The 24,076-nt window shown below is 30.9% G+C and carries 25 protein-coding genes and 4 riboswitches; of the genes, 18 read left to right on the top strand and 7 right to left on the bottom strand.

Annotated features, from left to right (window positions below; translation table 11 throughout):
• Window positions 1-90: 90 nt before the first annotated feature.
• Window positions 91-396, bottom strand: a complete 306-nt coding sequence (locus KQI38_RS18545) for a 3'-5' exonuclease family protein (RefSeq protein WP_216562069.1) — start codon at window positions 394-396, stop codon at window positions 91-93.
• Window positions 372-839, bottom strand: a complete 468-nt coding sequence (locus tag KQI38_RS18540) for a 3'-5' exonuclease (RefSeq protein ID WP_216562067.1) — start codon at window positions 837-839, stop codon at window positions 372-374. The genes KQI38_RS18545 and KQI38_RS18540 overlap by 25 nt, the downstream gene beginning before the upstream one ends.
• Window positions 840-1,028: 189 nt before the next feature.
• Between KQI38_RS18540 and uvsE the strand changes: the two genes are divergently transcribed.
• From uvsE to KQI38_RS18525, 3 genes are all read left to right on the top strand, one after another.
• Window positions 1,029-1,982 carry a UV DNA damage repair endonuclease UvsE gene (gene uvsE, locus KQI38_RS18535; protein WP_216562065.1) on the top strand — a complete coding sequence of 318 codons (954 nt, stop codon included), beginning with the start codon at window positions 1,029-1,031 and terminating at the stop codon, window positions 1,980-1,982.
• A 119-nt stretch (window positions 1,983-2,101) separates the two neighbouring features.
• Window positions 2,102-2,527 (top strand): CBS domain-containing protein, encoded by a 426-nt coding sequence (locus KQI38_RS18530; protein ID WP_216562063.1) that lies wholly within the window; start codon window positions 2,102-2,104, stop codon window positions 2,525-2,527.
• 456 nt (window positions 2,528-2,983) lie between these two features.
• Window positions 2,984-3,487, top strand: a complete 504-nt coding sequence (locus KQI38_RS18525; protein WP_216562061.1) for a YybS family protein — start codon at window positions 2,984-2,986, stop codon at window positions 3,485-3,487.
• A 61-nt stretch (window positions 3,488-3,548) separates the two neighbouring features.
• Here KQI38_RS18525 and KQI38_RS18520 read toward each other — a convergent pair whose 3' ends face one another.
• Window positions 3,549-4,307: a hypothetical protein gene (locus KQI38_RS18520; protein WP_216562059.1), complete on the bottom strand. Its 759-nt coding sequence runs from the start codon at window positions 4,305-4,307 to the stop codon at window positions 3,549-3,551.
• Window positions 4,308-4,447: 140 nt separating this feature from the next.
• Between KQI38_RS18520 and KQI38_RS18515 the strand changes: the two genes are divergently transcribed.
• The 13 genes from KQI38_RS18515 (at window position 4,448) to pepT (ending at window position 16,807) form a co-directional block, all read left to right on the top strand.
• Window positions 4,448-5,089 carry a TetR/AcrR family transcriptional regulator gene (locus KQI38_RS18515; protein WP_216562057.1) on the top strand — a complete coding sequence of 214 codons (642 nt, stop codon included), beginning with the start codon at window positions 4,448-4,450 and terminating at the stop codon, window positions 5,087-5,089.
• A gap of 2 nt (window positions 5,090-5,091) precedes the next feature.
• Window positions 5,092-5,481 carry an FMN-binding protein gene (locus KQI38_RS18510; protein WP_216562055.1) on the top strand — a complete coding sequence of 130 codons (390 nt, stop codon included), beginning with the start codon at window positions 5,092-5,094 and terminating at the stop codon, window positions 5,479-5,481.
• A gap of 19 nt (window positions 5,482-5,500) precedes the next feature.
• Window positions 5,501-5,980, top strand: coding sequence for a flavodoxin domain-containing protein (locus KQI38_RS18505; protein WP_216562053.1), 480 nt, complete (start codon window positions 5,501-5,503; stop codon window positions 5,978-5,980).
• Window positions 5,981-6,116: 136 nt separating this feature from the next.
• The gene (locus tag KQI38_RS18500) at window positions 6,117-6,881 is read left to right on the top strand and encodes a MerR family transcriptional regulator (protein WP_216562051.1); all 765 of its coding nucleotides are present in this window, start codon (window positions 6,117-6,119) and stop codon (window positions 6,879-6,881) included.
• A 178-nt stretch (window positions 6,882-7,059) separates the two neighbouring features.
• Window positions 7,060-7,866 carry a MerR family transcriptional regulator gene (locus KQI38_RS18495; RefSeq protein WP_216562049.1) on the top strand — a complete coding sequence of 269 codons (807 nt, stop codon included), beginning with the start codon at window positions 7,060-7,062 and terminating at the stop codon, window positions 7,864-7,866.
• Window positions 7,859-8,707 carry an ABC transporter ATP-binding protein gene (locus KQI38_RS18490; RefSeq protein ID WP_216562047.1) on the top strand — a complete coding sequence of 283 codons (849 nt, stop codon included), beginning with the start codon at window positions 7,859-7,861 and terminating at the stop codon, window positions 8,705-8,707. The genes KQI38_RS18495 and KQI38_RS18490 overlap by 8 nt, the downstream gene beginning before the upstream one ends.
• Entirely contained in the window at window positions 8,704-9,390 is a 687-nt protein-coding gene (locus KQI38_RS18485) for a hypothetical protein (protein WP_216562045.1), read from the top strand. Before KQI38_RS18490 ends, KQI38_RS18485 begins: the two co-directional genes overlap by 4 nt.
• A 400-nt stretch (window positions 9,391-9,790) precedes the next feature.
• Window positions 9,791-10,450: a response regulator transcription factor gene (locus tag KQI38_RS18480; RefSeq protein WP_216562043.1), complete on the top strand. Its 660-nt coding sequence runs from the start codon at window positions 9,791-9,793 to the stop codon at window positions 10,448-10,450.
• Window positions 10,447-11,841 carry a sensor histidine kinase gene (locus KQI38_RS18475; protein WP_216562041.1) on the top strand — a complete coding sequence of 465 codons (1,395 nt, stop codon included), beginning with the start codon at window positions 10,447-10,449 and terminating at the stop codon, window positions 11,839-11,841. Before KQI38_RS18480 ends, KQI38_RS18475 begins: the two co-directional genes overlap by 4 nt.
• 84 nt (window positions 11,842-11,925) lie before the next feature.
• Window positions 11,926-12,774, top strand: coding sequence for a hypothetical protein (locus KQI38_RS18470; protein WP_216562040.1), 849 nt, complete (start codon window positions 11,926-11,928; stop codon window positions 12,772-12,774).
• A 247-nt stretch (window positions 12,775-13,021) separates the two neighbouring features.
• Window positions 13,022-13,774, top strand: coding sequence for a tRNA threonylcarbamoyladenosine dehydratase (locus KQI38_RS18465; protein ID WP_216562038.1), 753 nt, complete (start codon window positions 13,022-13,024; stop codon window positions 13,772-13,774).
• A 264-nt stretch (window positions 13,775-14,038) separates the two neighbouring features.
• Entirely contained in the window at window positions 14,039-15,568 is a 1,530-nt protein-coding gene (locus KQI38_RS18460; protein WP_216562036.1) for a YfcC family protein, read from the top strand.
• Between the two features lie 27 nt (window positions 15,569-15,595).
• Window positions 15,596-16,807: a peptidase T gene (pepT, locus tag KQI38_RS18455; RefSeq protein ID WP_216562034.1), complete on the top strand. Its 1,212-nt coding sequence runs from the start codon at window positions 15,596-15,598 to the stop codon at window positions 16,805-16,807.
• An 88-nt stretch (window positions 16,808-16,895) separates the two neighbouring features.
• Here pepT and KQI38_RS18450 read toward each other — a convergent pair whose 3' ends face one another.
• Both KQI38_RS18450 and KQI38_RS18445 read right to left on the bottom strand, forming a co-directional pair.
• Entirely contained in the window at window positions 16,896-17,417 is a 522-nt protein-coding gene (locus KQI38_RS18450; protein WP_216562032.1) for a folate family ECF transporter S component, read from the bottom strand.
• Window positions 17,418-17,467: 50 nt separating this feature from the next.
• Window positions 17,468-17,560: riboswitch (THF riboswitch) on the bottom strand.
• 240 nt (window positions 17,561-17,800) lie between these two features.
• Entirely contained in the window at window positions 17,801-18,634 is an 834-nt protein-coding gene (locus KQI38_RS18445; protein WP_216562030.1) for a MerR family transcriptional regulator, read from the bottom strand.
• Between the two features lie 85 nt (window positions 18,635-18,719).
• Here KQI38_RS18445 and KQI38_RS18440 point away from each other — a divergent pair, with 85 nt between their 5' ends.
• On the top strand, window positions 18,720-20,051 hold the full coding sequence (locus KQI38_RS18440; protein WP_216562028.1) for an MATE family efflux transporter: 1,332 nt from the start codon (window positions 18,720-18,722) through the stop codon (window positions 20,049-20,051).
• Between the two features lie 294 nt (window positions 20,052-20,345).
• Here the strand turns inward: KQI38_RS18440 and KQI38_RS18435 are convergent, their stop codons facing one another.
• Both KQI38_RS18435 and KQI38_RS18430 read right to left on the bottom strand, forming a co-directional pair.
• Window positions 20,346-20,756, bottom strand: a complete 411-nt coding sequence (locus KQI38_RS18435) for a GNAT family N-acetyltransferase (protein ID WP_094903426.1) — start codon at window positions 20,754-20,756, stop codon at window positions 20,346-20,348.
• A gap of 48 nt (window positions 20,757-20,804) precedes the next feature.
• Window positions 20,805-22,031 (bottom strand): aminotransferase class III-fold pyridoxal phosphate-dependent enzyme, encoded by a 1,227-nt coding sequence (locus KQI38_RS18430; RefSeq protein ID WP_216562026.1) that lies wholly within the window; start codon window positions 22,029-22,031, stop codon window positions 20,805-20,807.
• Window positions 22,032-22,151: 120 nt separating this feature from the next.
• On the opposite strand from KQI38_RS18430, the gene KQI38_RS18425 reads away from it, so the two are divergent.
• On the top strand, window positions 22,152-23,501 hold the full coding sequence (locus KQI38_RS18425; RefSeq protein ID WP_216562024.1) for an aminotransferase-like domain-containing protein: 1,350 nt from the start codon (window positions 22,152-22,154) through the stop codon (window positions 23,499-23,501).
• 86 nt (window positions 23,502-23,587) lie between these two features.
• Window positions 23,588-23,686, top strand: a riboswitch (TPP riboswitch).
• Between the two features lie 86 nt (window positions 23,687-23,772).
• Window positions 23,773-23,871: riboswitch (TPP riboswitch) on the top strand.
• An 87-nt stretch (window positions 23,872-23,958) separates the two neighbouring features.
• A riboswitch (TPP riboswitch) is annotated at window positions 23,959-24,057 on the top strand.
• The last annotated feature ends 19 nt before the right edge of the window (window positions 24,058-24,076 follow it).

Below are 24,076 nucleotides of genomic sequence, written 5' to 3'. Positions count from 1 at the left end.
ATTTATTAGACATCAGGATTATGAGTAAGCTTAAAGCATCTCTAATGTAATACTATCTAATGAAGGAATATGTAGAGTTCTAAAATTAAATTATTTTAGAAACTGATGTGTTTTCCCCATTTTATAGGCTAATTTAATTATTTGTTGCTCTTCTTCAGTCATATTTCTACCATACATTTTTCTAAATTGTTGAATAAGGCTATCATAATCTATCTGTTTTTTACGTCGAGCGGGTTTGATTTTTATATATGATGGATCATAGATTTTGGGTTGAATTGATGAAGTATATATTTTTTTAAATATTTCTGCAGTATAGTAGGCATCATAAAGTGCATTATGAAAGCTATACGTTATTGGAATATTAAGTACTTCTATGGCATTTTGAAGACTAAGCAACTTTTTTGAGAAATGCCTAAATGCTTAGAAACATAAGGTTGGAGGTTAATAAACATTTTAGGTAAGGATTTGAGATCTAATTTATAGTAATTAGCACTCTTAAAGAGTTCCTTTATATCAGACATACCCCAAATACAAAATATAGATTCTGTATTACCTATAAACTCGATATAGGCATTATAAACTTCAAAAAATGGATCTTCTAGAAGAAGTTGTTCCGTAGTAATGCTGGTTAATTCTGTAATAAATGAATTTACCTTTGAATAAATAGTTGGTTTTACAAAGCGATTAAAAACTGCTATGGTGTTAAAGCCTAAATCCAGTTTTATTGCACCTATTTGGATAATTTCAAAAGGATATTTAGATCTTTCTATGATAGTATTTTGTTCATGGAAGGAAGAAAAATCTTGATTAAACTCTAAATCAAAAACAATATAATACATTTAAAAACTCCCTTAATTACGTTTTAATTTATTTTTAGCTAAATGTATTAAGTTTATTCTACCAACAAGGAATTTAAGTATGATTCTAATATATTGTAGTCTATGAAAAGACTTTTAATTATAAAATTAGATAATTCTTATTCTCAATACACATAATAAACTGTAAGAAGAAAATAGGGTGGTGTATTTATGAGAGTAAGATTAGGTTATGTTGCGATTGCTTTAAATCTTCCACAAATTACTTCCTCAAGCAATATTACTTATACCTTTTATCAAAAGCTGACAACTGAGGAGAAGATTAGAAAGCTTAAACAAGTTACATATTCCAATATTGTAGATTTGAAAAAAATACTAAAATATAATATAGACAATGAAATACATTTTTATAGGATAACTTCAGCCCTTATACCACTTGCAACTCATCCAGATGTAAACTGGGATTATAGAAAAATGTTTGATGTGGATTTTAAGATACTTGGGGATATAATAAAAGATAATGATATGAGAGTTGATACTCATCCAGATCAATTTAATGTAATAAATAGTGTAGATAATAAGATAGTAGAAAATACAAAAAGAAACCTGTTGTTTCATGCTAATTTATTTGAAGATATGGATTATCCTCTTGGTAAAATGGTACTTCATGTAGGGAGTGCGGCAGGAGGTAAAGATATAGCTCTTAAAAGATTTGAGAACAATTTCAAAAATTATCCGAAAGAAATAACATCTAAACTGATTTTAGAAAATGACGATAAAACTTTCACTGCAAAAGAAACTCTTAGGCTATGCAAAAATTTAGGTGTACCAATGGTATTAGATGTTCATCATCATATATGTAATAATGAAGGATATAGAATAGGAGAAGTACTACCCAGTATATTAGGAACCTGGGATGATGAGATACTCCCACCTAAGCTCCATTTTTCAAGTCCTAAAGATGCTCTAAAGGATAGAAAACATGCAGATTTTATTGATGGTCATGATTTTGTAGAATTTATAGAAATTTGTAAACCTTTAAATAGAGATATAGACATAATGATAGAAGCAAAAAAGAAAGATATTGCTTTATTTAGACTTGTAGAATCCATAAAAAGTTTAAGAAAGGAATGGAAATGGGTAGATTCCTCTACATTTGAATTTTAGATATTAGGTTAGGGATTGACTATTATATAGAGAGATTATAAAATAAGTGATGGAGGGTGTAATGATTTTGAAAACTCTCTTGAAATTTAGAATAAATATCTTAGAAGAAAGGGACCAATATGAATATAGCATTTTTCCTAACACCTAAAAGTGAAATTGTATATGAAACGATAGATGCGACCATGAGACAAGCTTTAGAGAAAATGGAGCATCATAGATATACGGCAATACCACTAATTGATAAAAAGGGTAAATATGTTGGTGCTATTACTGAAGGTGATTTACTCTGGAAGCTTAAGAATACCAGTGGACTTACAATTGAAGGCACAAATAATATATCAATAAAGGATGTTCATAGACACACACAAAGTAACACCGTATCAATTAGCGCGAATATGGAGGATCTAATTTTACTTGCGAAGAATCAAAACTTTGTTCCAGTAATAGATGATCAGGGAATATTTATAGGAATCATAAAGAGAAGCGATATTATCAATTATTGTGCAGATTTATTATTTAAAGATAAAGTAAATCAAAGAAATTAAAGGTAGACTTCAGATATATCTGAAGTCTACCTTTAATTTTATACTTAACTTACAGCTTATTATCTTTAGTAATTTCCCATATGACCCCTGATTTGGGGTAAAATTCATCGGGTTCATCTTCAGGTGTAACTGCGAAATCAAGTATATACATGGCTTGGTCGGGTCCAAATACTACATCAATTGGTCATCTATCTTATAGCTTAAAGGTAGTTTTATGTCTGAGGGATTAAGTTTTCTTTTATAGTTTTTTTATGTTCACTAGATAGTTTCACTGAATTAGAAAGTTGTTCTTGTCTTCTCATAAAAAAACTCCTTTTAAATTATTATTTGTAATAGCATATTCACTAGGCATTCAGTTAGTTCCTTTTGAGAATATAATAAGGTAACAAAGAATAACTTAATCTCATATAATATAATTCATTATACATATATAAAATCAATTATTGGAGGAATATTATGATTAATACTAAAAACATTATAATCGGTTCCTTATTTGCAGCCATAGCAGCTTTATTTCAGCTAATACCTGTTTTCTTTTCAGAAGTTCTTGTATTTTTGACTATTTTTAGTGCAGTTCCCATTTATATTGTTTCAAGAATAAATCCTAAGACAGGAATTCTATCATATTTAGTAGCAAGTATAATTGTTATGATTTTAAGTGTACATGAGGGATTGTTTTTTTTATGCACTAATGGAATTGTTGGAATATCACTTGGAATATGTAGTTATTATATAAGAAAAGAGTCTGCCATTTGGATTTTAAGCTCCATTGCTCTGACAATTACATTAAGTATCATGAATTATGGCATAGGCATCCCTGTTTTTGGCATGAAGATTCCTGGAGGAATAATAATTCAAATACTAATATTATTTTTGGTTTCAGTAACTTATAATATTTTTTATTACTATTTTTTAAATTTTATTTACAGGTATTTGAAGAAAAATTTAAGATCCATATAAGATCAAATAAAACACCGTTGTTATCCTTTGATATAAGGATAACAACGGTGTTTTTAAATCCCTAATTTTCATAATAATTATAGCCGCTTAATGCAATGAGTGTTAGTGCAGGCGTATAAAACATCCATATAAGACTGTCAGTAATTAGACTGAAATTACCTAATTGTAAAGCCATCGTTAGTCCTACGTTTAAGTCACACAAAACAAAGAAAAACATCCCAATAGTAACTAGGATTGAGTTTGGTCTTGGAAATATTTTTAACAATAGATTAGCAATTGCAATTAATAAGGATGTAGAAAGTAAAATTACATAAAATTGTAATATATAAAATAGAGTTGACTCTTTCATCAAATTATTAGCTATCTTCATGATAATTAGCATAAATAAAACAGTAGCTAAAACAATATTAATAAATATATTATTTGATAAAACCTTTGATTTATCTATTGTAAAATTTTTTAAGATTGCCGATCCATTTCTTGATATCAATCTTAATTGTACTATAGAGAACAGAATAATTCCTATATAAGGTTCTTTAAAAATTACCAATGATATATCTGCAAGAATGATAAATATATAAATAAATTTAAGATTTTTTGTATCACTATAGCTAAGTCCATTTTTCCCAATTATGAAAACCAGTGTAGTAGAAAGAATGACAATTAAAAATTTTGCTATATATGTATATAGAAATCTATGGTATTTAAGCTCTTCTTTAACTATAAAAAGTCTTGCCCAATCAAGAGTTATAAAGCTTCCACTTATGAAAATTATTAAAAATATTATGATCCAAACAAATTTGAATTTACTCTTATCCATATTAGCCTACCTTTCAGATTGTTAAATTAATTATTTCCCATTTTTCTTTTTTATATTGACATAAGTTAAAGAAAGTGTTACTTTAGAATTGAACAGTGTTTAAATATAGAACGATGTTAAATGAAATAAGGAGTGGAGTAATGACTATTAAAGAGAGAAGAGAACGTGAAAAGGAAGAAATGAGAGAGCTTATACTTTCAGCAGCAAATGATATTATTACTGCTGAAGGTTTTGACAAGTTATCAATTAGGAAAATAGCTAAAAAAATTGAATATTCTCCATCTATTATCTACCATTATTTTAATGATAAGGAAGAAATATTAAACAATGTAATGCAAAGAGGTTATAAAAAAATAGTAACAGCTGTATCTTTGACAAAGGTAAAAGGGGATTCTCCTGAAGAAAGATTAGTTGAAATGACAAAAAACTATATAAAAGCAGCACTAGATATGCCAGAAGAATTTATAGCTGCCCAATTAAATCAATCCGAGATAGCATTAAAGCATACCTCCTCATTATTTAAAGGTGCTTCAAAAGAAAAGCCTGCTTTAGCTGCACTATATAATTGTTTAAAAGAAATTTACAAAGATAAAAAGGTAGATGCAAATACAGTTGAATTAACTGCCCAAATGATTGCAGTATCAACATTAGGACTTATTATAAAGCTCATTATAGAAAAAGACATTGGTGATAAACAGAGGCAAAAATTAATAGGATATTTTTCAGAAGAAATAGTATTGAGAATAGTTAATGAAAAGGGAAGTAATAGCAAGGAGGTGTAAATTTGAAGACGATATTTAAAATATTATTATCAGTAATATTTATATGTATACTTCTATTTGTAAGTGGAATATTTTATATATCTCGAGGACTTAACGACGGAAAAGACATTACGATAAACGAAATAGATATATCAAAATTAAGTGATGGAGTATATAATGGAAAATACAAGGCTGGAAGATGGACAAATGAGTTAAATATTACAGTAAAGGATCATAAAATCATAAAAATTGATATAGAAGATGATGTTACTTTTTCTATGCCTAGTGTAAGTCATGATTTATTTAATAAAGTTATAACAGTACAAAACACAACAGTTGATGTAATTTCGGAAGCTACTGTGACATCTAAAGCTTATCTTAAATCAATAGAAAACGCATTTAATAATAATTAAATTATATGGAGGTAATAAAATGAGTACTTTAATAGTTTATGCAAGTAAATATGGATGCACGGAAAGATGTGCTAAACTGTTGTCTAAAGAGCTTAATGATAAAGTAGATTTAATAAATCTTAAGAATATAAAGGTTATCGATTTTTCAAAATATGATAAGGTAATTATCGGGGGATCAATATATATTGGTAGAATCCAAAAAGAAGTCACTGAATTTTGTGCGAAGAATTTAGATAGACTAAAGGAAAAACGAATTGGATTATTTATTTGTGGTATGCAAGAGGGAGAGATGATAAATACCGAATTAAATCAAAATTTTCCTTCTGAGTTGCTGAAGATTGCAGAAGTAAAGAGCCATTTTGGAGGAGAATTTATCTTTAATAAAATGAATTTTATGGAAAAATTAATAGTAAAGAAGATATCAAAGCTAACATCCGATAAATCAAATATATTGGAAGATAATATTTATAAATTTGCTCAAAAAATGAATTCTATTTAGTTTATCTATATGAATTATTAATAAAATATAAGAGTGTAATAAGTATACTTATGTTCTTGATACAATAAACTCTCCACTATAACACCAGACTTTGATTCTATATTATAATACCTAAAGAGCAGGAGGTGGAGCAGGCATGAAAAATACTTATAAAACAACAGAAGTTGCAAGAAAGATTGGAATACACCCTAATACTGTACGCCTTTATGAGGAGCTTGAATTGATATCGAAGCCACAGAGAAGGTCAAACGGTTATCGTGTATTTACCGATTTTCATATTGAACAATTCAAACTTGCAAGAATAGCTTTAAAAGTTGAAGTTTTGCAGAATGGTCTGAGAAAAAAGATGATCCGTATTATAAAACTCTCGGCAAAAGGAAATTTTCAAGAAGCCATCGTACTTACTGAAAGTTATTTGAAACAAATCAAAGTTGAGCAGGATAATGCTGAGGAAGCTATAGGAATTGCAGAAAAACTATTGTCTGGTATGCAGGAAGAAGGAGATGAATTATCTCTTACACGGAAAGAAACAGCTGATTATTTGCAAATTACAATTGATACTTTGAGAAATTGGGAGATGAATGGATTACTGACAGTTAAGAGGAAGCAGAATGGTTATAGAGTTTATACCAACAACGATATTAGACATCTAAAAATTATTCGTTCACTTCGCTGTGCCAATTATTCTCTTGCAGCAATTTTGCGTATGTTGAATGCGTTATCTTGTAATCCAAATGTTAATATACGAGAAGTCATTGACACTCCAAAAGGGGATGATGACATTGCATCTGCCTGTGATAAACTTCTTACATCACTACGAAAGGCCGAACAAAATGCATTATATATGCTGGATCACATAAAAGCCATGCAAGAAAAATTTAATAGAGACTCTATAATTTAACACTAGACTTTATTCTGGTGTTATTCTTTTTATATTTAAAAAATAGATAGAAGTAATTTGAATATACTAGTTTGATCTCTTAGGTAGAATATTAAAATTAAATATTATAACTTTTTAAAAACGATATTGCTTGTGACGTTACGTCATATGCTATTATATATTCAAGGAGGGAAAAAGAATGAAAGATGATTTATTTACTGTTGGGGAATTAGCAAAAAAGATGAATGTTACTGTCAGGACTTTACAGTATTATGATAAAGAAGGACTTCTGAATCCTGCTGCAAGAAGCGAGGGAGGGCGCAGGCTATATACAAAAAAAGATATGGTATTATTATATCAAATTCTATCAATGAAGTATTTGGGTTTTTCTCTTGAGGAGATAAAAAATAATCTTATCTCCCTTGATAATCCAAAAGATATCTATAAATTACTAGAAGAACAAACAAAGGCTATAGAGTATGAAATCGATAATTTGAATAGGGTATTGGAAGCTATCAAGGCTTTGAAAAAAAGCGTAACCCAAACGAATGCTGTAGATTTTAATAGATATGCTGATATTGTTTCACTTATTCGCACAAAGAATGAAGGATTTTTGTCAGTTGAATTTTTTAATGAAGATGAGGAGCTGGCAACACATATTAAGGGATTGTTTGAAGACAATCCAGAACTTGGCATTGGACTTTTTCAACAATACCAGCAGATGTGTGATAAAACCATATCATTAAAAGCACAAGGTAAGACACCTGATAGCAAAGAAGGACAGATATTGGCAAAAGAGTGGTGGGATTTAATATTTACTTTTACAGGTGGAAATATGGAGTTGCTACCAGGAATTCTGAGTTTCAGTGAGAATCGTGAAAATTGGAGTGAGGGGATGCGAACACAACAGAAGGCAGTAGATGAATTCATGGAAGAAGCTCTTTCAATCTATTTTCAAAAAAATTCTATAGATTTTCCTGAGCTAGAGGAGGGCTATAATGATTAAATTAAATAGAGTTATAAAATGCTATGGACAGAAAAATGTTGTTAATGATATTTCTTTTTCTATTCCAGAGGGAGAGATATTTGGATTTTTAGGTCCCAATGGTGCTGGAAAATCAACAACAATAAGGATGATAACTGGTCTTTTGAAGCCAACATCAGGCAGTATTATTGTAAATGGTAATGATGTTATAGCAAACAAAAAATCCATTTGTGAGGATATCGGCGTTGTATTTGAACTTCAAAATCTTTACCTCCGTTCTTCTATAGAAGAAAATCTAAAGTTATTTGCTGCTCTGTATAGAGTTAATGATAAACAGGTGAATCAGGTTATGGAGGAATTACAGCTGACTGAAAGAAGAAAAATGGCAGTTAAGAAACTATCAAAAGGATGGAAGCAAAGAGTGCTGATTGCGAGGGCTTTGTTACACCAACCAAAAATTCTTTTTCTAGATGAACCTACAAGCGGACTTGATCCAAACACTGCTACCCTAATTCGTAATCATATAAAAAGAGTAAATGAGAAAGGTACAACAGTTGTTTTGACTACCCACGATATGTATGAAGCAGACGAGATGAGTAATCGAGTTGGCATAATGAATGAAGGACGATTAGTTGCAATTGATACTCCTGAAAGATTAAAGCAGCAGTATGGAAAAAATGAAATTTTTGTTGAGTATAAGGACAATGGCAATATTAACAAAAAAAATCTTCCATTTGATAGCGATGAAACAAATCAATTCATAGTACGACTAATTCAAGAAAGGCGTATTGTAAATCTTCATACAATGGAAAATTCACTTTCCACTGTATTTGCAGAATTAACGGGGAGGAAATTAAATTGAAAAGTATCTTTGTCTTAGGTAAACAGGAATCTAAAGAAATGTTGAAAAATCCAGGAACCTTGGCTGTGCTTTTTTTGCCAATTATAATGTCGAAAATGATTTTGACTACTATTAAGGTATCAGGAGCAGATTTTCTTCTTTTATCAATATGGATATTATTTGCTCAAGTTTTAATTGGAATTATGCTTGCAGGTCCAACAGTTATTGAAGAACGAGAGACAAAAACTATAGATGCATTGTTATGTTCACATTTGACATTCGAGGGTATTGTATGCGCTAAGGGTGGCATTATATTGATTGGTTCCCTAATAGTTCAAATAGTAGTTGTTTTAATTAACGAAAAATTTTCCATTCACCTTATTTCCTTACTACTGCCTATGATTATAGGAGGAATTGTATTTGTTGAAATCGGTATGATAATCGGTTTAACTGTAAAATCTTCGCAAAGTGGTTCAGCCCTATCATCTGTAGTTATGATATCATTATTTTTAATTGTTGCTCTTTATCAGGCTCTACCGAAATGGACATATAATTTTTTAGTTTTACTTCCAAGTATTGAGGTTAGTGAAGTCATGCAGGGAATATTGGATGGCAAGGATTTAATATGTATGGAAATGTTGCTTTTATTTGTATGGATGCTTGTATTAGGTTTTACTATTAAAAAAATTGGAGATAGGTATTAAGTATATAAAAATGGCAATTCAGCACTGCTCTTCAATAAATACTTCAAGATTCTATTGGAATTCCATATACTGATAAATAATTATTTTAAAAGCAAAAAAGGGAATATTATAATATTCTCTTTTATTTTTATAGAGTTAAAATCCTTTCTAGATTACTTTCTATTATTTTTAGTTAGATTCCCCAAAAATTTATCGAAATTACCAATCTATATTTAAGAAAATGACTTGATTAGAAAATAGGCATTAAATATTAAAAAAATAACTATATTTGAAAAAAAATAACTTCAATGATATTATAAATTCATTAAAATTAAAAATTACTTTTCCATGGTTTAAGTTAGAAGTGTCTATGTTTTATACTTAAAGAGTTTAGAATAGGAAGAAGAAAAGGGGTGGATTTATGGCATTAATTTTAATTGTTGAGGATGAAATGCCTATCAATGTTTTAATTAACAGAAACTTAAAGTTAGTAGGGCATGAGTGTTTATCTGTATATGATGGTGAAGCTGCGTTGGAAATGATACAGAAACATACATTTGATTTGATACTACTTGACATAATGCTACCTAAAATGAATGGCTATGAGGTTTTAGAGGTAGTAAAGAAAATGAATATACCAGTTATATTTCTTACATCAAAAAGTTCCCTTTCAGATAGAGTTAAAGGATTGACATTAGGTGCTGATGATTATATAGTAAAACCCTTTGAAATGGTGGAATTACAGGCACGTGTTGAAGCTTTGCTACGACGGACAAATAAGGCTCAAAAGTTTTTTGTACTTAACAATGTTCGTGTGGATTTAGATGGACGACAAGCATTTCTCAATGATAAATTGGTTGATATTACACCACAAGAGTTTGATTTGCTAGTTGTATTGATTCGAAATCGAAATATTGCTCTTTCACGTGAAAAGTTACTAGAACTAGCATGGGGATATGATTTTGAAGGTGATACAAGAACAGTAGATGTTCATATCACAAAGTTGCGGAAAAAACTAGGATTGGATAATTACATAAAGACAGTATATAAATTAGGATATAGACTGGAGGTGCTGGATTGAAGTTCAGAACATTCATTGCCACCTTTACTTTATTTTTGATAATATTTTTTGCCAGCTTGTTTTTTATTTCAGCTTTTATTTTTAATAATCAGATGACTATTATAAAGGAACGAGGAATAAATGAGCACTATTTCATTTCTTCTTCATTTGGTAAAGACCTAATGGCTGTTGTCAATCGTGGAGGAGACTTAGATGAAGCAATAGAGCAGCTTTTTGATTTCTATACAGAGTACTATCAAAAGCAAAATGTATTCTTAGAATTATTTTCGCAAGAGGAGATGATATACAGTAGTTTATCAGAACGTCAAGATAAATTAGGACATTATTCCACAGAAACAGGTATGAGAAAAGCAACTTTTGAAAATATAGGTGATGGCGTTTATTTTAAGGTCATTGGAGAATTGCCGGGAACTGATAATAAATTTAACATTCAGTATCTTTACGATATTTCGGGTGAATTGAAGGGATGGAAGGATATACAGCGTATTTTGTTGTTAGTTGGTATCATGTTTGCCATTATTTTAGCCGTAAGCCTTCAATATCTTCTAGGACGTGTTTTCAAACCATTGGATATGGTGTCAGCTGCCTCAAAAAAAATTGCTGATGGACAATATGATAACCGTATTACCGTATCTGGAAGCAATGAAATTGCTGAAATGGCAGGGAGTTTCAATAACATGGCAGAGGAAATCCAACGACGCATTACTCAACTTGCGGAAGCGTCGGAGCAAAAACAGCAATTTATAGACAATTTAGCACATGAGATACGCACCCCCCTTACTTCGGTCTATGGATTCGCTGAATATATTCAGAAAGCTACTATAAGTGACGAAGAAAAAATACTAGCTGCCGATTATATAATGTCTGAAAGTCAACGTATGCTCAATATATCGAACAGACTTTTAGAGTTAGCTACATTAAGGAACCAGAAAATTAAAATGAAAGAAGTAGATGTAAAAAGTCTATTTGAACATACTTATAAATCCCTTGCGGCAAGGCTGACTGAAAGTCAGATTTCACTTAAGTGGAAAAGTGAGATAGATACTATTTATGGCGATAGGGATTTATTACAAAGTCTGCTTCTTAATTTTACTGATAATGCTATAAAAGCTTGCAATTCTAAAGGGGTCATTATATGGAATGCTTATATTGAAAACGGATGTCATGTTCTATCTGTACAAGATAATGGTGAAGGTATTCCGCAAAATGAAATTAACAAAGTAACAGATCCATTTTATCGTGTAGATGAATCACGAAATCGAGCAAAAGGTGGTGCAGGACTTGGACTCTCTATTTGTGAACAAATAGCTCATTGTCACAATGCTATGCTTTCAATTGAATCATTACCAAATATGGGTACTATAGTAAAATTAACTTTTACAAGTTCATAACAAGTTCATAATAATTCAATAATATCTTATGATTATACTTTATTTGTGTCTATCACTAAAATAAATTTGAAAGGAGATTCATCTATGGCACAAAGAAAAGAAGTAAAGAAAAAAAGTATCTGGAGGACAGTAGCATCAAGTACAATTGCTATAGGCTTATGTGGTACGATTTTTGTAGGAGCCAGCAATACAGTAATGGCATTAGCATTGGATAAAGAGGAATCAATTCCTACAACGTACAATATCAGTACTACAGTAATTGATAAAGCTGATGATTATGTAAAGGCTGACTACAATGTTTTGGAGAACAAAATCATGTCATCTACAAATGCCAGTGCATTGCCAATTGAAGAAGCTGCTGAGATTGGGGCCCAATATCTTTGGGATATGTTTCAGATTGATTTAGAGGGTAAGACAATTTATATGTCCTACTTCGTTGACCCTTCTGTTGCCAAAGCATACTGGAGTGGCGATATTATTGAAACGGGCAGTGATATTTCAGATGGACCACCAACTTACAGATTCGTCATCGAAGCTATATCTGGTAAAAGAAATTCTGTTTCAAAGCAATACGGAAGAAAAGAAACAACTGTACCTTTTAACTATCAAAAAGTTACAGAAGAGTACAGAGATAATTGTGATGAATACCTACAGTTAGCAAAGCAATTTACTGAAAAACATTTTGGAACTAAAGCAATTACAGCAGAGTTCAAAGATATAGCTGCATCTATCGATGGGAAAAGTATTCCAGCTGGAAAATCGCCTTCTGATGCAGATAGTGTTATAAGAGCCTATGAAATATTTGTTGTTGTCATTGTAACCGATGAGGAAGGACAGCAAACAGAAGTCACCATATCAACTGATAGCAAAAATCTCCAAACTATTAATACTATCGATCCTGATAGGAACAATGATGATAATTATCTTGGTTAATAAAAAAGGTTTTTAAGGGTTATTGGGTTATATATTATAATTAATTTATGATATGCTCTTTATTGTTTCAGTAAAAAACTATTGTATATTTTTATGGGAGTCAAAAAACTACATTTTACTTCTTAAATACTTAGGGAAATTACTAATCAAGGGTAGATATCCTTGACTTTAAGTAGTATAATATATTAATGAATCCCACTTTATTGTGGGATTTTTAGATTAAAATTTCAATTAAGGAGAGAAGTAGATGAATGAATTTTCAAGAACCGAGCTTTTGCTTGGAGTTGAAGGTGTAGATAAATTAAGAAACTCATTTGTTGCAGTATTTGGTATAGGTGGAGTTGGATCATTTACAGTAGAGGCTTTAGTAAGAAGTGGAGTAGGTAATATTGCCATAGTTGATGATGATAAGGTCTGCTTAACAAATATAAATAGACAGTTGATAGCAACAAGAAAGACTATAGGAAAACACAAGGTTGAGGTCATGAGAGATAGGATATTGGAAATAAATCCAAAAATTAATGTAGAGATACATCAGACCTTCTACACTGTAGATAATGCAGATGAGTTTGATCTATCTAAATATACTTATGTAGTAGATGCTATTGATACTGTCTCTTCAAAGTTAACTCTAATTGAGAAAGCAAAGAAATGTAACACTCCAATTATTAGTTGTATGGGCGCAGGAAATAAATTAGACCCAACTAGGTTTGAAGTAACTGATATATATAAGACAAGTATATGTCCTCTTGCCCGAACAATGCGTTCTGAGTTGAGAAAAAGAGATATTGATTCCTTAAAGGTGGTATATTCAAAGGAACCAGCATTAAAACCTATAGAAAACGAAGAAGATAACTGTAAAAATAAATGTGTTTGTCCTCCAGGTACAGCTCGTAAATGTACTATTAGAAGGCAAATCCCGGGAAGTGTATCATTTGTTCCATCTGTAGCAGGTTTAATTATTGCTGGAGAAGTAATAAAGGATATCATTGAATTATAAAGAAAATAAGATATTAATTGTTAATGATAATTTAATATAGTATTAGAATAAAATTTGTTAGAGCAACTATTTATTTAGTTGCTCTTTTTGTATTTAAAATTAATAAGAAAATAATTAAAGTAGGTACGTGGTTAGAAGAAATTCATAATCCTTTATAAATTTCTCTAGAGATGAAAAAAATATCTATAAATTAGCTTATAAATGCAAATACTGTTTAGAAAATACTAAATGATTGTAATCATTACTATATAGGGAGATGAAAATATGAATGAAGAAAGGAAAAATAAAAGGAAAAAAAGGTTTGAATTTCCCACAGCCTTTACAGTTTTATTTATAATTCTAATACTTGCTGCTATATTAACTTATATAGTTCCAGCAGGATTTTATTCAAAATTACAATATGATTCAGATCAGAATGTTTTTTTGGCAGAAAATCATCAGGGGGAAATAAACACACTTCCGGCGACCCAAGAAACACTAAATACCTTAAACATTAGGATGGATATTAGTAAGTTTACAGATGGTAGTATTAAAAAACCTATAGCCATACCAGATACTTATCAGACTATACCACAGTCGCCACAAGGAGTTTTAGCAGTTATCATGTCACCTATTGAAGGTATTATGGATACTGTTGATATTATGGTTTTTGTCTTAATCTTAGGAGGAATTATAGGTTTAGTTAATAAGACTGGAACATTCGATGCAGGGATTGCGGCCCTATCAAAGAGAACAAAGGGAAAAGAGTTTTTATTAGTAGTGTTTGTTACATCACTAATAGCCTTAGGAGGAACTACCTTTGGATTAGCGGAAGAAACAATTGCTTTATATCCTATACTTATGCCTATATTTGTAGCTAGTGGATATGATGCTATAGTTTGTATTGCAGCAATATATATGGGATCTTCAATTGGGTCCATGTATTCAACTGTAAATCCTTTTTCAGTAGTTATTGCCTCAAATGCTGCTGGAATTTCATTTAATGAAGGGCTTACATTCCGTATTATAGCTTTAGTGTTGGCTACTATAATAACTTTAATATATATCTACTACTATGCCAGAAAAGTAAAGAGAAATCCAAAGGATTCTTTAATATATGAGGATATGGAAAAGATAGAGGAAAGATTTTTGAAAAATTATGACCCTAAGAATGTAGCTCCCTTTAATTGGAGAAGAATCCTGATACTTGTTATATTTTTAGGTGCATTTCCGTTTATGATTTGGGGAGTTTCTAGAGGTGGATGGTGGTTCCCAGAAATGGCGGCATTATTTTTAGCAGTAGCTATTGTCATAGTGTTCTTGTCAGGACTATCAGAAAAAGAAGCTATTAATACATTTATAAATGGTGCAGCAGACTTAGTAGGTGTTGCACTTATAATAGGAGTTGCAAGAGCAATTAATATTGTAATGGATAATGGAATGATATCTGATACATTGCTATTCTATACATCATCTATCATTAGAAATATGAATGGTGGTATTTTTGCAGTAGTTCAGATGATACTCTTTAGTTTTCTAGGATTTTTTATACCATCTTCATCAGGGTTAGCCACACTCTCTATGCCTATAATGGCTCCACTGGCAGATACAGTAGGAGTATCTAGGGATATTGTAGTTACGGCATATAACTGGGGTCAAGGTTGGATGGCATTTATTACACCAACAGGGTTAATTTTGGCAACACTAGAAATGGTAGATGTAACATATAATAAATGGCTAAAGTTTATACTGCCACTAATGGGAATAATCGGAGTATTCTCTATGATAATGCTTATTATACAAACATTACTATAAGATTGCTTTAATCGAAAGGATGATTATATGGATAGAATCGTTGAAAGATTTAAAAAGTATATTGCTATAGATACGAAATCTGATGAAAATAGTAGTACCTGTCCTAGCACTCCAGGTCAATTGGAGCTAGGTGCTTTATTAGCGGATGAGCTAAAGGAATTGGGACTTGAAGATGTTAAGCAGGATGAAAATGGATATGTATATGCTACTCTCAAATCTAATACTGATAAGAAAGTACCGACTATAGGATTTATCTCCCACTTAGATACCAGTCCAGATTTAGATGGTAAATGTACGAACCCAAAGATTTTCACATATGAGGGCGGAGATATAGAATTAAATGAACAATATAGTATAACTATAAAAGAATTTCCTTTCCTAAGAAGTCTTATAGGTAAGGAACTTATTACAACAGATGGAACAACTCTATTAGGAGCTGATGATAAGGCTGGAATTTCTGCAATTATGGATGCAATAGAATATTTGATCAAACATCAAGAAATAAAACATGGAGATATTAAGATTGGATTTACACCAGATGAAGAAATTGGAAGAGGAGCAGATTTATTTGATATAAAGAACTTTAAAGCAGACTTTGGATATACTGTTGATGGGGGTCATGTAGGTGAACTGGAATATGAAAATTTTAATGCTGCAAGTGTGAAGATAGAAATCCAAGGAAAAAACGTACATCCAGGTACGGCAAAAAATATTATGGTAAATTCACTTAGAATAGCCATGGAAATTGAATCCATGCTGCCAGTAAATGAAAAACCAGAATATACAGAGGGCTATGAAGGATTTTATTTATTAGATGAAATAACTGGAAGCATAGACCATACAGTTATTAGCTATATTATTAGAGATCACTGTAAGGATAGGTTTGATAAGAAGAAGGAAGATTTTAGAAAGATAATAAATTTCTTAAATGATAAGTATGGAAATATAATTACTATAGAGATTAAAGATAGCTATTATAATATGAAAGAAAAAATCGAACCACATATGGAAATCATTGAACTTGCTAAAAGGTCTATGATAGAATTAGGAATTCAGCCAATTATTCAACCTATTAGAGGGGGAACTGATGGGGCGAGGCTTTCCTATATGGGTCTTCCGTGCCCTAATATCTTTACGGGAGGTTATAATTTTCATGGAAGATTTGAGTTTATCCCAACAGAATCAATGAAGCTAGCATCACAGTTAATTGTAAAAATTGTTGAAAATAACGCAAAATAATCAAGTAAAGGGTAGTCAATTAATATAAAAAATCAAAGATGTGAAGAAAATAAAGTTTTCACATCTTTGATTTTTTAAAATTATATTATTACCTAAAATCAAATTGCTTTATTATTATATCATTTATTGCCTTTAACAGTATTGCATATACAGGAATTGAAAGTGCTTGTTTAATACCAGCTTTCCACATATAGAACCATATAGTATTTCTACCAAAAAGTAAAGATGTGAATATAGGTACCACTATTACAGAAGTTATGGTTTGCCCAACAAAAACTCCAATAAAGATTTTCCATAGTTTATAATCTGGATATTTATCTCCTAGAAATCTTGTTACAAGTATTGGTATTGCTCCAGTTAAAGCTGATGTTAAAGTAAATAAGGGATTAAATGACCCTGTTGAAGATGGTCTAATTAGAAAGCCTACTACATCAGCTAATCCTCCAACTATAAATCCCATTAAAGGCCCAAGGGCATAGCCTGAAAATATTATAGGAAATCCTCCAAAACTTATGCTTCCTATTCTCATGGTGTTGATGGCTACGGATAGTGCTACAAATATAGCTCCGTAAGCGATTTTTTTTGTTGTAAAACGACTTTCTTTAATCATTAAAAAAACTCCTTTCTTTTATGACCTGCACATAAGAAAGAAGCCTTATGAGCAGTGAACGCGATAACAAACCGCAAGCATAGCTTTTCGTCTTGAGACAACGTTCCATTCTCAAACACTTAACGCTTGTTATCTACTCTGTCATATATTATTTTATTTTCCAAATTCTATAATAACATATATTAGAATTAATTTACAGATAATTTGTTTATTTATAGATTTTAATTTGCATGGACGAGATTTTAAATATCCAGTAATAAGGTGTTTTTACAGGATATTAATATTATAGTGAAGTTAATTTCCTATGGAAATTGTACATAAGGTAATTCTTGACTATGATCAGGATGGAATGCTTTGGAAAATTCTAATGGACCAAACAGCTTTTAATCTGGTTGTTCCTTAATCAGAACTGAAATTTTAATTACAAAATTTTCATATCCTACAACAGATAACTCATCTAAAACCGCATCTTCAAAAAAATATTCTGTTGGTTGTAGTTGATGCTGCTCTGTAAAGGTAAGTATTTTTTCATAAGTTTCTTCAATTGAGGAATAGCCATTTGTATGATATGCAGTTAAGTATCGACCTGCCTTTTTAAGATAAATATCAGCCTTTAGTAGTTGGGTAGAAACCTTTGTGTAGAAATAATCATAGGCATTAAAATCCATTTCAAGAATATTTGAACTATTAATCATCTGACCCACAGAATAAGGGATAAAGATATTATTTTCTATACAAGATTTTATGTGATTTGCAAAGGATATGAATACACTGCGTTCTCCTGTCCATGGTAGAGTAGGTGTCAAAAGCAATAACTCTTCCTTTTCTTCGGATATAGAAATATTTTTTGTATCTGCATTAAATAGAGATTTAGTAAGCTGTGATTTTTGTGAAATTAATTCCTTCATGGCAAGAAGCCGATCAATTTTTTTGTCAATTTCATCTTCCTGTTTATTTAATAAATCAATAAGTTTTTCTGGTCCCCGTATATCTAAATAAGCTTTAATTTCTTTCAATGGCATTCCCAATTCTTTTAATGCAGATATGACATAGAAAGGTTCAACTTGAAAAACAGAATAATATCTATATTCATTTTGTCCTTTTAGTTCTGGAGAAAATATGCCTATTTGGTCATAATGGAATAAAGTATGTTTTGTAACACCTACAATTTTTGCAAATTCTCCAGTTGTAAAGTAATTTTGTAAGTTTTTATTCATAAATAAAATCTCCTCTTGACTATCGGGTAACACTATACTTTATTATAATCAATGTTATATAAATTATCAATAGGAGGAAATCACCATGAAAAATTCGATAGATAAGGAATTTAATTTCTATTCACTTTTTAAATTTGCCCTTCCAACTATAGTGATGATAGTTTTTATGTCATTGTATACAATTGTTGATGGATTATTTGTATCTCGTTTTGTTGGAACAACAGCATTATCAGCAGTTAATATTGTATATCCAATTTATAATGTAATTATTGCCATAGGGCTCATGTTTGCTACGGGAGGAAGTGCAGTGATTGCTAAAAAAATGGGAGAAGGGGAAAGTCAAGCTGCAAGAGAAAACTTTAGTTTGATTGTTTTAGTTGGTGTTATGATAGGTTTGATTATTTTGGTATTAGGTATTGCTTTTATTAAACCCCTAGTAGTTTTATTAGGAGCCAATGAAGTAGTACTTCAGCTATGCCTTGACTATGGGAGAACATTTTTATTTTTTACTCCCCTTGCCATACTTCAAATGCTGTTTCAATGTTTTTTTGTTACTGCTGGAAAACCTGAGCTTGGACTTATAATGACTATTGTTGGTGGTTGTACAAACATTGTACTTGATTATATCTTTATTGTTCCAATGCAAATGGGTATTGTAGGTGCTGCAATTGCTACTGGAATCGGTATTACAATTCCAGCTGTTTTTGGGGTACTCTATTTTACTTTCCTCAGAAAGGGAACATTATATTTTGTAAAACCAAAGCTAGATAAAAAAGTTCTATGGGACAGCTGCTTTAACGGTTCATCTGAAATGGTGAGCAATATTGCACTTGCTGTGGTTACCTTTTTATATAATATAATAATGATGAAGTATTTAGGAGAAAATGGTGTTGCAGCAATTACTATTATGTTATATGCTCAATTCTTATTAAATGCTGTATTTATGGGATTTTCAATGGGTGTAGCTCCAGTTATTAGTTTTAATTATGGAAGCCAAAATATAATACAAATTAAAAAGATTTTTCGATACTGTATAACTTTCATTGTGGCAAGCTCGATTATATCCTATGCTGTTGCGGCGTTATCTGCACCATTACTCGTTCAACTGTTTGTTCCTAAAAACAGTGTAGTATATAATATTACTATAGAAAAATTTTATATTTTTAGTATCAATTTTCTCTTTGCAGGAATAAACATATTTACATCGGCTATGTTTACTGCATTTTCAAATGGTAGGGTTTCAGCAATTGTTTCTTTTATGAGAACTTTCGTATTTATTACAGCAGGACTTATTATATTGCCATTAATTTGGGGTGTAGAGGGTGTATGGTACGCTATGACCATAGCTGAATTCTTGGCTATGATAATGTGTATTATATATTTGGCTGTTTTTAGAAAAGATTATCATTATGCTTAAATATTAGAGTAATATAAAGATTTTATTTATGGTAACGTAAGTCATGGAGTTAGGGGCTACAAATAGATTATGACTTAGAGGGATATTAAAAATATATGTATTTTCAAGGGAAGTCTTTTGACTTCCCTTGATTCGATTTTAAAAGAGAATGTACATAACCATTATTATAATTTTTTATTTTATTTGAACATTTGAAACTATATTTGATTTATGAATAATACTCTAACTATCAAACTTCTGATATAATTATGATTCTATATTCGTAAAAATTAATGAGAATCGAATTTCAAGTTTTTACAGCCTAGTTCTTTTTTTCATCATAAACTTATGGGATTCCCTAGTAAAACCATATTGCTCATATAATCCGTGGGCGTCTTGAGTCGCTAGAATACCTAGCAATCCTTCTAATTCTTTAGTTGTCATAATATTTTCCATCAGTTTTTTTCCTAAACCATTGTTTCGATGATTTATGTCAACTATTATGTCACAAATCCAATAAACTGTAGAGTAATCTGTAACCACTCTACCAAATCCAACTAATTTGCCATTCTGGTATACTCCATAACAGATCGAATTTTCAATAGATTTAAATATTGTTTCTTCAGTTCTGTCATTAGCCCAATAAGATTGTTTTAATAATGATTTTACTGATTCAATATTTAATTTTGACTTATCTGTAGAGATATAATATTCAAAGTTGTTCATTTTATTACCTCCATAATTTTAATGATAATTTACCTAATAGCAGATAGGTTATTTAAATTTTATAGTTGAATCAGATTCTAGAATAAGTTCAAGAGAATTGCATAAGTTATCGATTTCTTCACTTTTAATTATTAATGGAGCATAGAAATGTAGATAATTATAAACATCTGAATATCCAATGAAAAAACCTCTTTCGAGAAGGACTTTAAATACTTCTGATGCTTTATGTCTTTTATCAAGAACCGCAACGTTCATCATTCCTCTTCCACGTACTTCCATTATTCCACCTGTACGTTCACCTATTTCAGCTAGTTTATGACGAAAATATTCTCCTATTTTATTTCCGTATTCAACGAGATTTTCATTTAACATGACTTCAATTACTTTCCTTGCTACCATACAACCTAGAGGGTCGTCCGTATGGGATTGAACGTATCTAAAATCTATTGACTCTACTATCTCTGCCAACTCTGAATGAACCAGCAAGCCGCTTATAGGATAGCCGTTTCCAAGACCTTTACCCACTGCAATAAAATCAGGAGAACTTGATTCACAGTCAAAGACCTTATAGTGTTGAAATCCAAACCATTTACCAGTTCTGCCGAAGCCTGTCGTAACTTCATTTGCTATAACAAAGCCTCCTGAATTTCTAATATTTTTAACTAAAAATGTGATTAGCTTATCTGGTGGACATAGGACAAGACCCCCTGAATTTCCAGATTCAAAAACAAATGCAGCCATATGTGAGAAATCTATATGATTATACTTACCACATTTTTCGCAGTTGGAATCTTTTGTACAGTTGAGGCATTCATATACATCTAGATCTACCCATTGATTAAGGTTTCTAGGCATTCTCAGTTCTGGAGATGTACCAAGATAAGAAATTGATAAGGAGAGTTTCTTTAGTCTACCAGTAACAAGTTCAGCCAGTAAAACAGCTAGAGAAACAGCCTCACTTCCCGATGACATAAAGGTGCCTTTATAGTTTCCATTAAGTTTAGACGCTTCAGTAAGTTCTTTTACTAAGGCCCCTGGGTGTTCTGTATCAAAATATTGATGAGTATGAAATAAATGTCCCGCATTTTCAACTATAGTCTCCACGACTTCTTTCTTGCTGTGACCTAGGACAGCAGCCCAACATCCTGATTCAAAATCAATCAGTTCTCCATATTCTTTAGTTTTGATTCGAGTACCTAAAGCTTCCATGACTGTTATGGAAGTATCTGGACTTGCAAACATTTTCATGCATCTATCTTTGTATAGTTCATCCACCTTTATTACCTCCAATATATTGAATTATTTTAGGTTAAGTATATAATGAAAAATATAGTAGTTCAATTATGTAAAATTCATTCTGTACTATTACAAAATATGGTGTAGAGGTGAAAAATGATGAAAAAAAGTAAAGTTGAGATGGTTAAGGATTTTATATTTAGAGAAATTAAGGATGGGAAAATAAAAAATGGTCAGCGGCTTCCAAGTTGCAGAGAAGTATCTTCATACCTTTCTATAAATAAAATAACTGTAAATAAAGCATATAACGAATTGGAAAGGGAGCATAAGGTATATAGTATTCCTCGCGGAGGTTTTTACTTGATTGATTCAGAAGAAAGGTTAAAGGTGGTGCAGGAAGAGGTGGATTTTAGGACAGTTAAGCCAGATGAAAAACTTATTCCATATAGAGAATTCACTCATGTAATGAATAAGGCAGTTGATATGTATAAAAATACATTGTTTGAATATGAATCTAGTGGTGGACTATCTTCTTTAAGGGATACATTAAAGTATGAATTTGAGAAGGACGGAATATATACTGCTGCTGAAAGGATAATAATTACCAATGGAGCCCAACAAGCTATAGGGTTAGTATTTCAATATCTATTTGGGAAAAGTAAAGGTAAATTACTTGTTGAATCTCCTACATACAGTCTTGCTTTAAAATTGGCAGATCATTTAGGTATTGATATTATAGGAATTGAAAGGAGAGTTGATGGTTTTGACTATAAAGAAATGGAAATAATATTTAAGTCAGGTGAAATTACTGCCTTCTATGTTATACCAAGACATCATAATCCTACCGGTTATACTCTTTCTGAAAAAGACAAGCAGAAAATTGCCGAACTCTCTTATAAATATAATGTGCTTATTATAGAAGATGACTATTTAGCAGATTTAGGCTCAAGAAAAGGTTCTATGTCAATACATTATTATGATATAAGCAAACGTACTATTTATATACGAAGCTTTTCAAAGGCTTTCATGCCTGGAATAAGGATGGGAGCAGCAGTACTTCCAGAATCCATGATTGAGGAAGTGATTAATATTAAGCATATTAGTGACTTGAATACATCAAAAATTCCACAAGCAGCACTGGATATTTTTATAAAATCAGGAATGTACGAAAAACATATTAAAAAAGTCAAAAAATCTTATGAAACTAAACTTAAGAAGGCAGCTAAAATCGTTAAATCATTAAGCCCGTTAGGTTTCAGTTGGTATGTTCCAGAACATGGAATATTCATATGGCTCTATCTGCCTGAGAATATAGAGGCTGTAGAATTTGAAAAGAAACTTGAACATCATGGGATTCTTGTAAAAGCAGCATTAGAATTCTTTCCAGAAAAATGGTCTAAAGAGAAGAATCAGAGGAATTATAACTACATAAGGATTTGCATATCTGGTGTTCCACAAGAAAGTATAGATGCTTTGGCTACTATAATTTCAGTTATGAAAGCTGAATAAAAATAATAGTATTTATAAAAGCTAAAGAAAAAATTATACTTTTGTAGCTTGATTATGTTATTACTATGGGATATAATCAATATAGTTAATATTTGTGGGGGGACTATAAATAGTTGAGAAGGTAAAACCTGACCCTTTGAACCTGTTGGCTAATACCGACGTAGGGAAGCAAATCACTTACATTATTGTATTTGATTAGGGTGCTTCTCCGTATAGAGAAGTACCCTATTATTATTTAGATAGAGTTATTAAGTATAAAAATTGATATAATTAATATTTGCGGGGGAACTATAAATAGTTGAGAAGGTAAAACCTGACCCTTTGAACCTGTTGGTTAATACCAACGTAGGGAAGCAAATCAATTACATTATTGTATTTGATTAGGGTGCTTCTCCGTGTAGAGAAGTACCCTATTATTATTTAAAATAGAGTTATTAAGTATAAAAATGAATATAATTAACATTTGCGGGGGGACTATAAATAGTTGAGAAGGTAAAACCTGACCCTTTGAACCTGTTGGTTAATACCAACGTAGGGAAGCAAATCACTTACATTATTGTATTTGATTAGGGTGC

The organism is Tissierella carlieri (genome assembly GCF_018917285.1).
GTDB lineage: Bacteria > Bacillota > Clostridia > Tissierellales > Tissierellaceae > Tissierella > Tissierella carlieri.
The sequence above is the reverse complement of the archived record's forward strand: the minus strand, read 5'-3'. Positions and strand labels throughout refer to the sequence as shown.

Coding starts and splice junctions, on each gene's coding strand:
- KQI38_RS18540 (WP_216562067.1), bottom strand. CDS start 839: ATGTATTATATTGTTTTTGATTTAGAGTTTAATCAAGATTTTTCTTCC.
- uvsE (WP_216562065.1), top strand. CDS start 1,029: ATGAGAGTAAGATTAGGTTATGTTGCGATTGCTTTAAATCTTCCACAA.
- KQI38_RS18530 (WP_216562063.1), top strand. CDS start 2,102: ATGAATATAGCATTTTTCCTAACACCTAAAAGTGAAATTGTATATGAA.
- KQI38_RS18525 (WP_216562061.1), top strand. CDS start 2,984: ATGATTAATACTAAAAACATTATAATCGGTTCCTTATTTGCAGCCATA.
- KQI38_RS18520 (WP_216562059.1), bottom strand. CDS start 4,307: ATGGATAAGAGTAAATTCAAATTTGTTTGGATCATAATATTTTTAATA.
- KQI38_RS18515 (WP_216562057.1), top strand. CDS start 4,448: ATGACTATTAAAGAGAGAAGAGAACGTGAAAAGGAAGAAATGAGAGAG.
- KQI38_RS18505 (WP_216562053.1), top strand. CDS start 5,501: ATGAGTACTTTAATAGTTTATGCAAGTAAATATGGATGCACGGAAAGA.
- KQI38_RS18500 (WP_216562051.1), top strand. CDS start 6,117: ATGAAAAATACTTATAAAACAACAGAAGTTGCAAGAAAGATTGGAATA.
- KQI38_RS18495 (WP_216562049.1), top strand. CDS start 7,060: ATGAAAGATGATTTATTTACTGTTGGGGAATTAGCAAAAAAGATGAAT.
- KQI38_RS18490 (WP_216562047.1), top strand. CDS start 7,859: ATGATTAAATTAAATAGAGTTATAAAATGCTATGGACAGAAAAATGTT.
- KQI38_RS18480 (WP_216562043.1), top strand. CDS start 9,791: ATGGCATTAATTTTAATTGTTGAGGATGAAATGCCTATCAATGTTTTA.
- KQI38_RS18470 (WP_216562040.1), top strand. CDS start 11,926: ATGGCACAAAGAAAAGAAGTAAAGAAAAAAAGTATCTGGAGGACAGTA.
- KQI38_RS18465 (WP_216562038.1), top strand. CDS start 13,022: ATGAATGAATTTTCAAGAACCGAGCTTTTGCTTGGAGTTGAAGGTGTA.
- KQI38_RS18460 (WP_216562036.1), top strand. CDS start 14,039: ATGAATGAAGAAAGGAAAAATAAAAGGAAAAAAAGGTTTGAATTTCCC.
- pepT (WP_216562034.1), top strand. CDS start 15,596: ATGGATAGAATCGTTGAAAGATTTAAAAAGTATATTGCTATAGATACG.
- KQI38_RS18450 (WP_216562032.1), bottom strand. CDS start 17,417: ATGATTAAAGAAAGTCGTTTTACAACAAAAAAAATCGCTTACGGAGCT.
- KQI38_RS18445 (WP_216562030.1), bottom strand. CDS start 18,634: ATGAATAAAAACTTACAAAATTACTTTACAACTGGAGAATTTGCAAAA.
- KQI38_RS18440 (WP_216562028.1), top strand. CDS start 18,720: ATGAAAAATTCGATAGATAAGGAATTTAATTTCTATTCACTTTTTAAA.
- KQI38_RS18435 (WP_094903426.1), bottom strand. CDS start 20,756: ATGAACAACTTTGAATATTATATCTCTACAGATAAGTCAAAATTAAAT.
- KQI38_RS18425 (WP_216562024.1), top strand. CDS start 22,152: ATGAAAAAAAGTAAAGTTGAGATGGTTAAGGATTTTATATTTAGAGAA.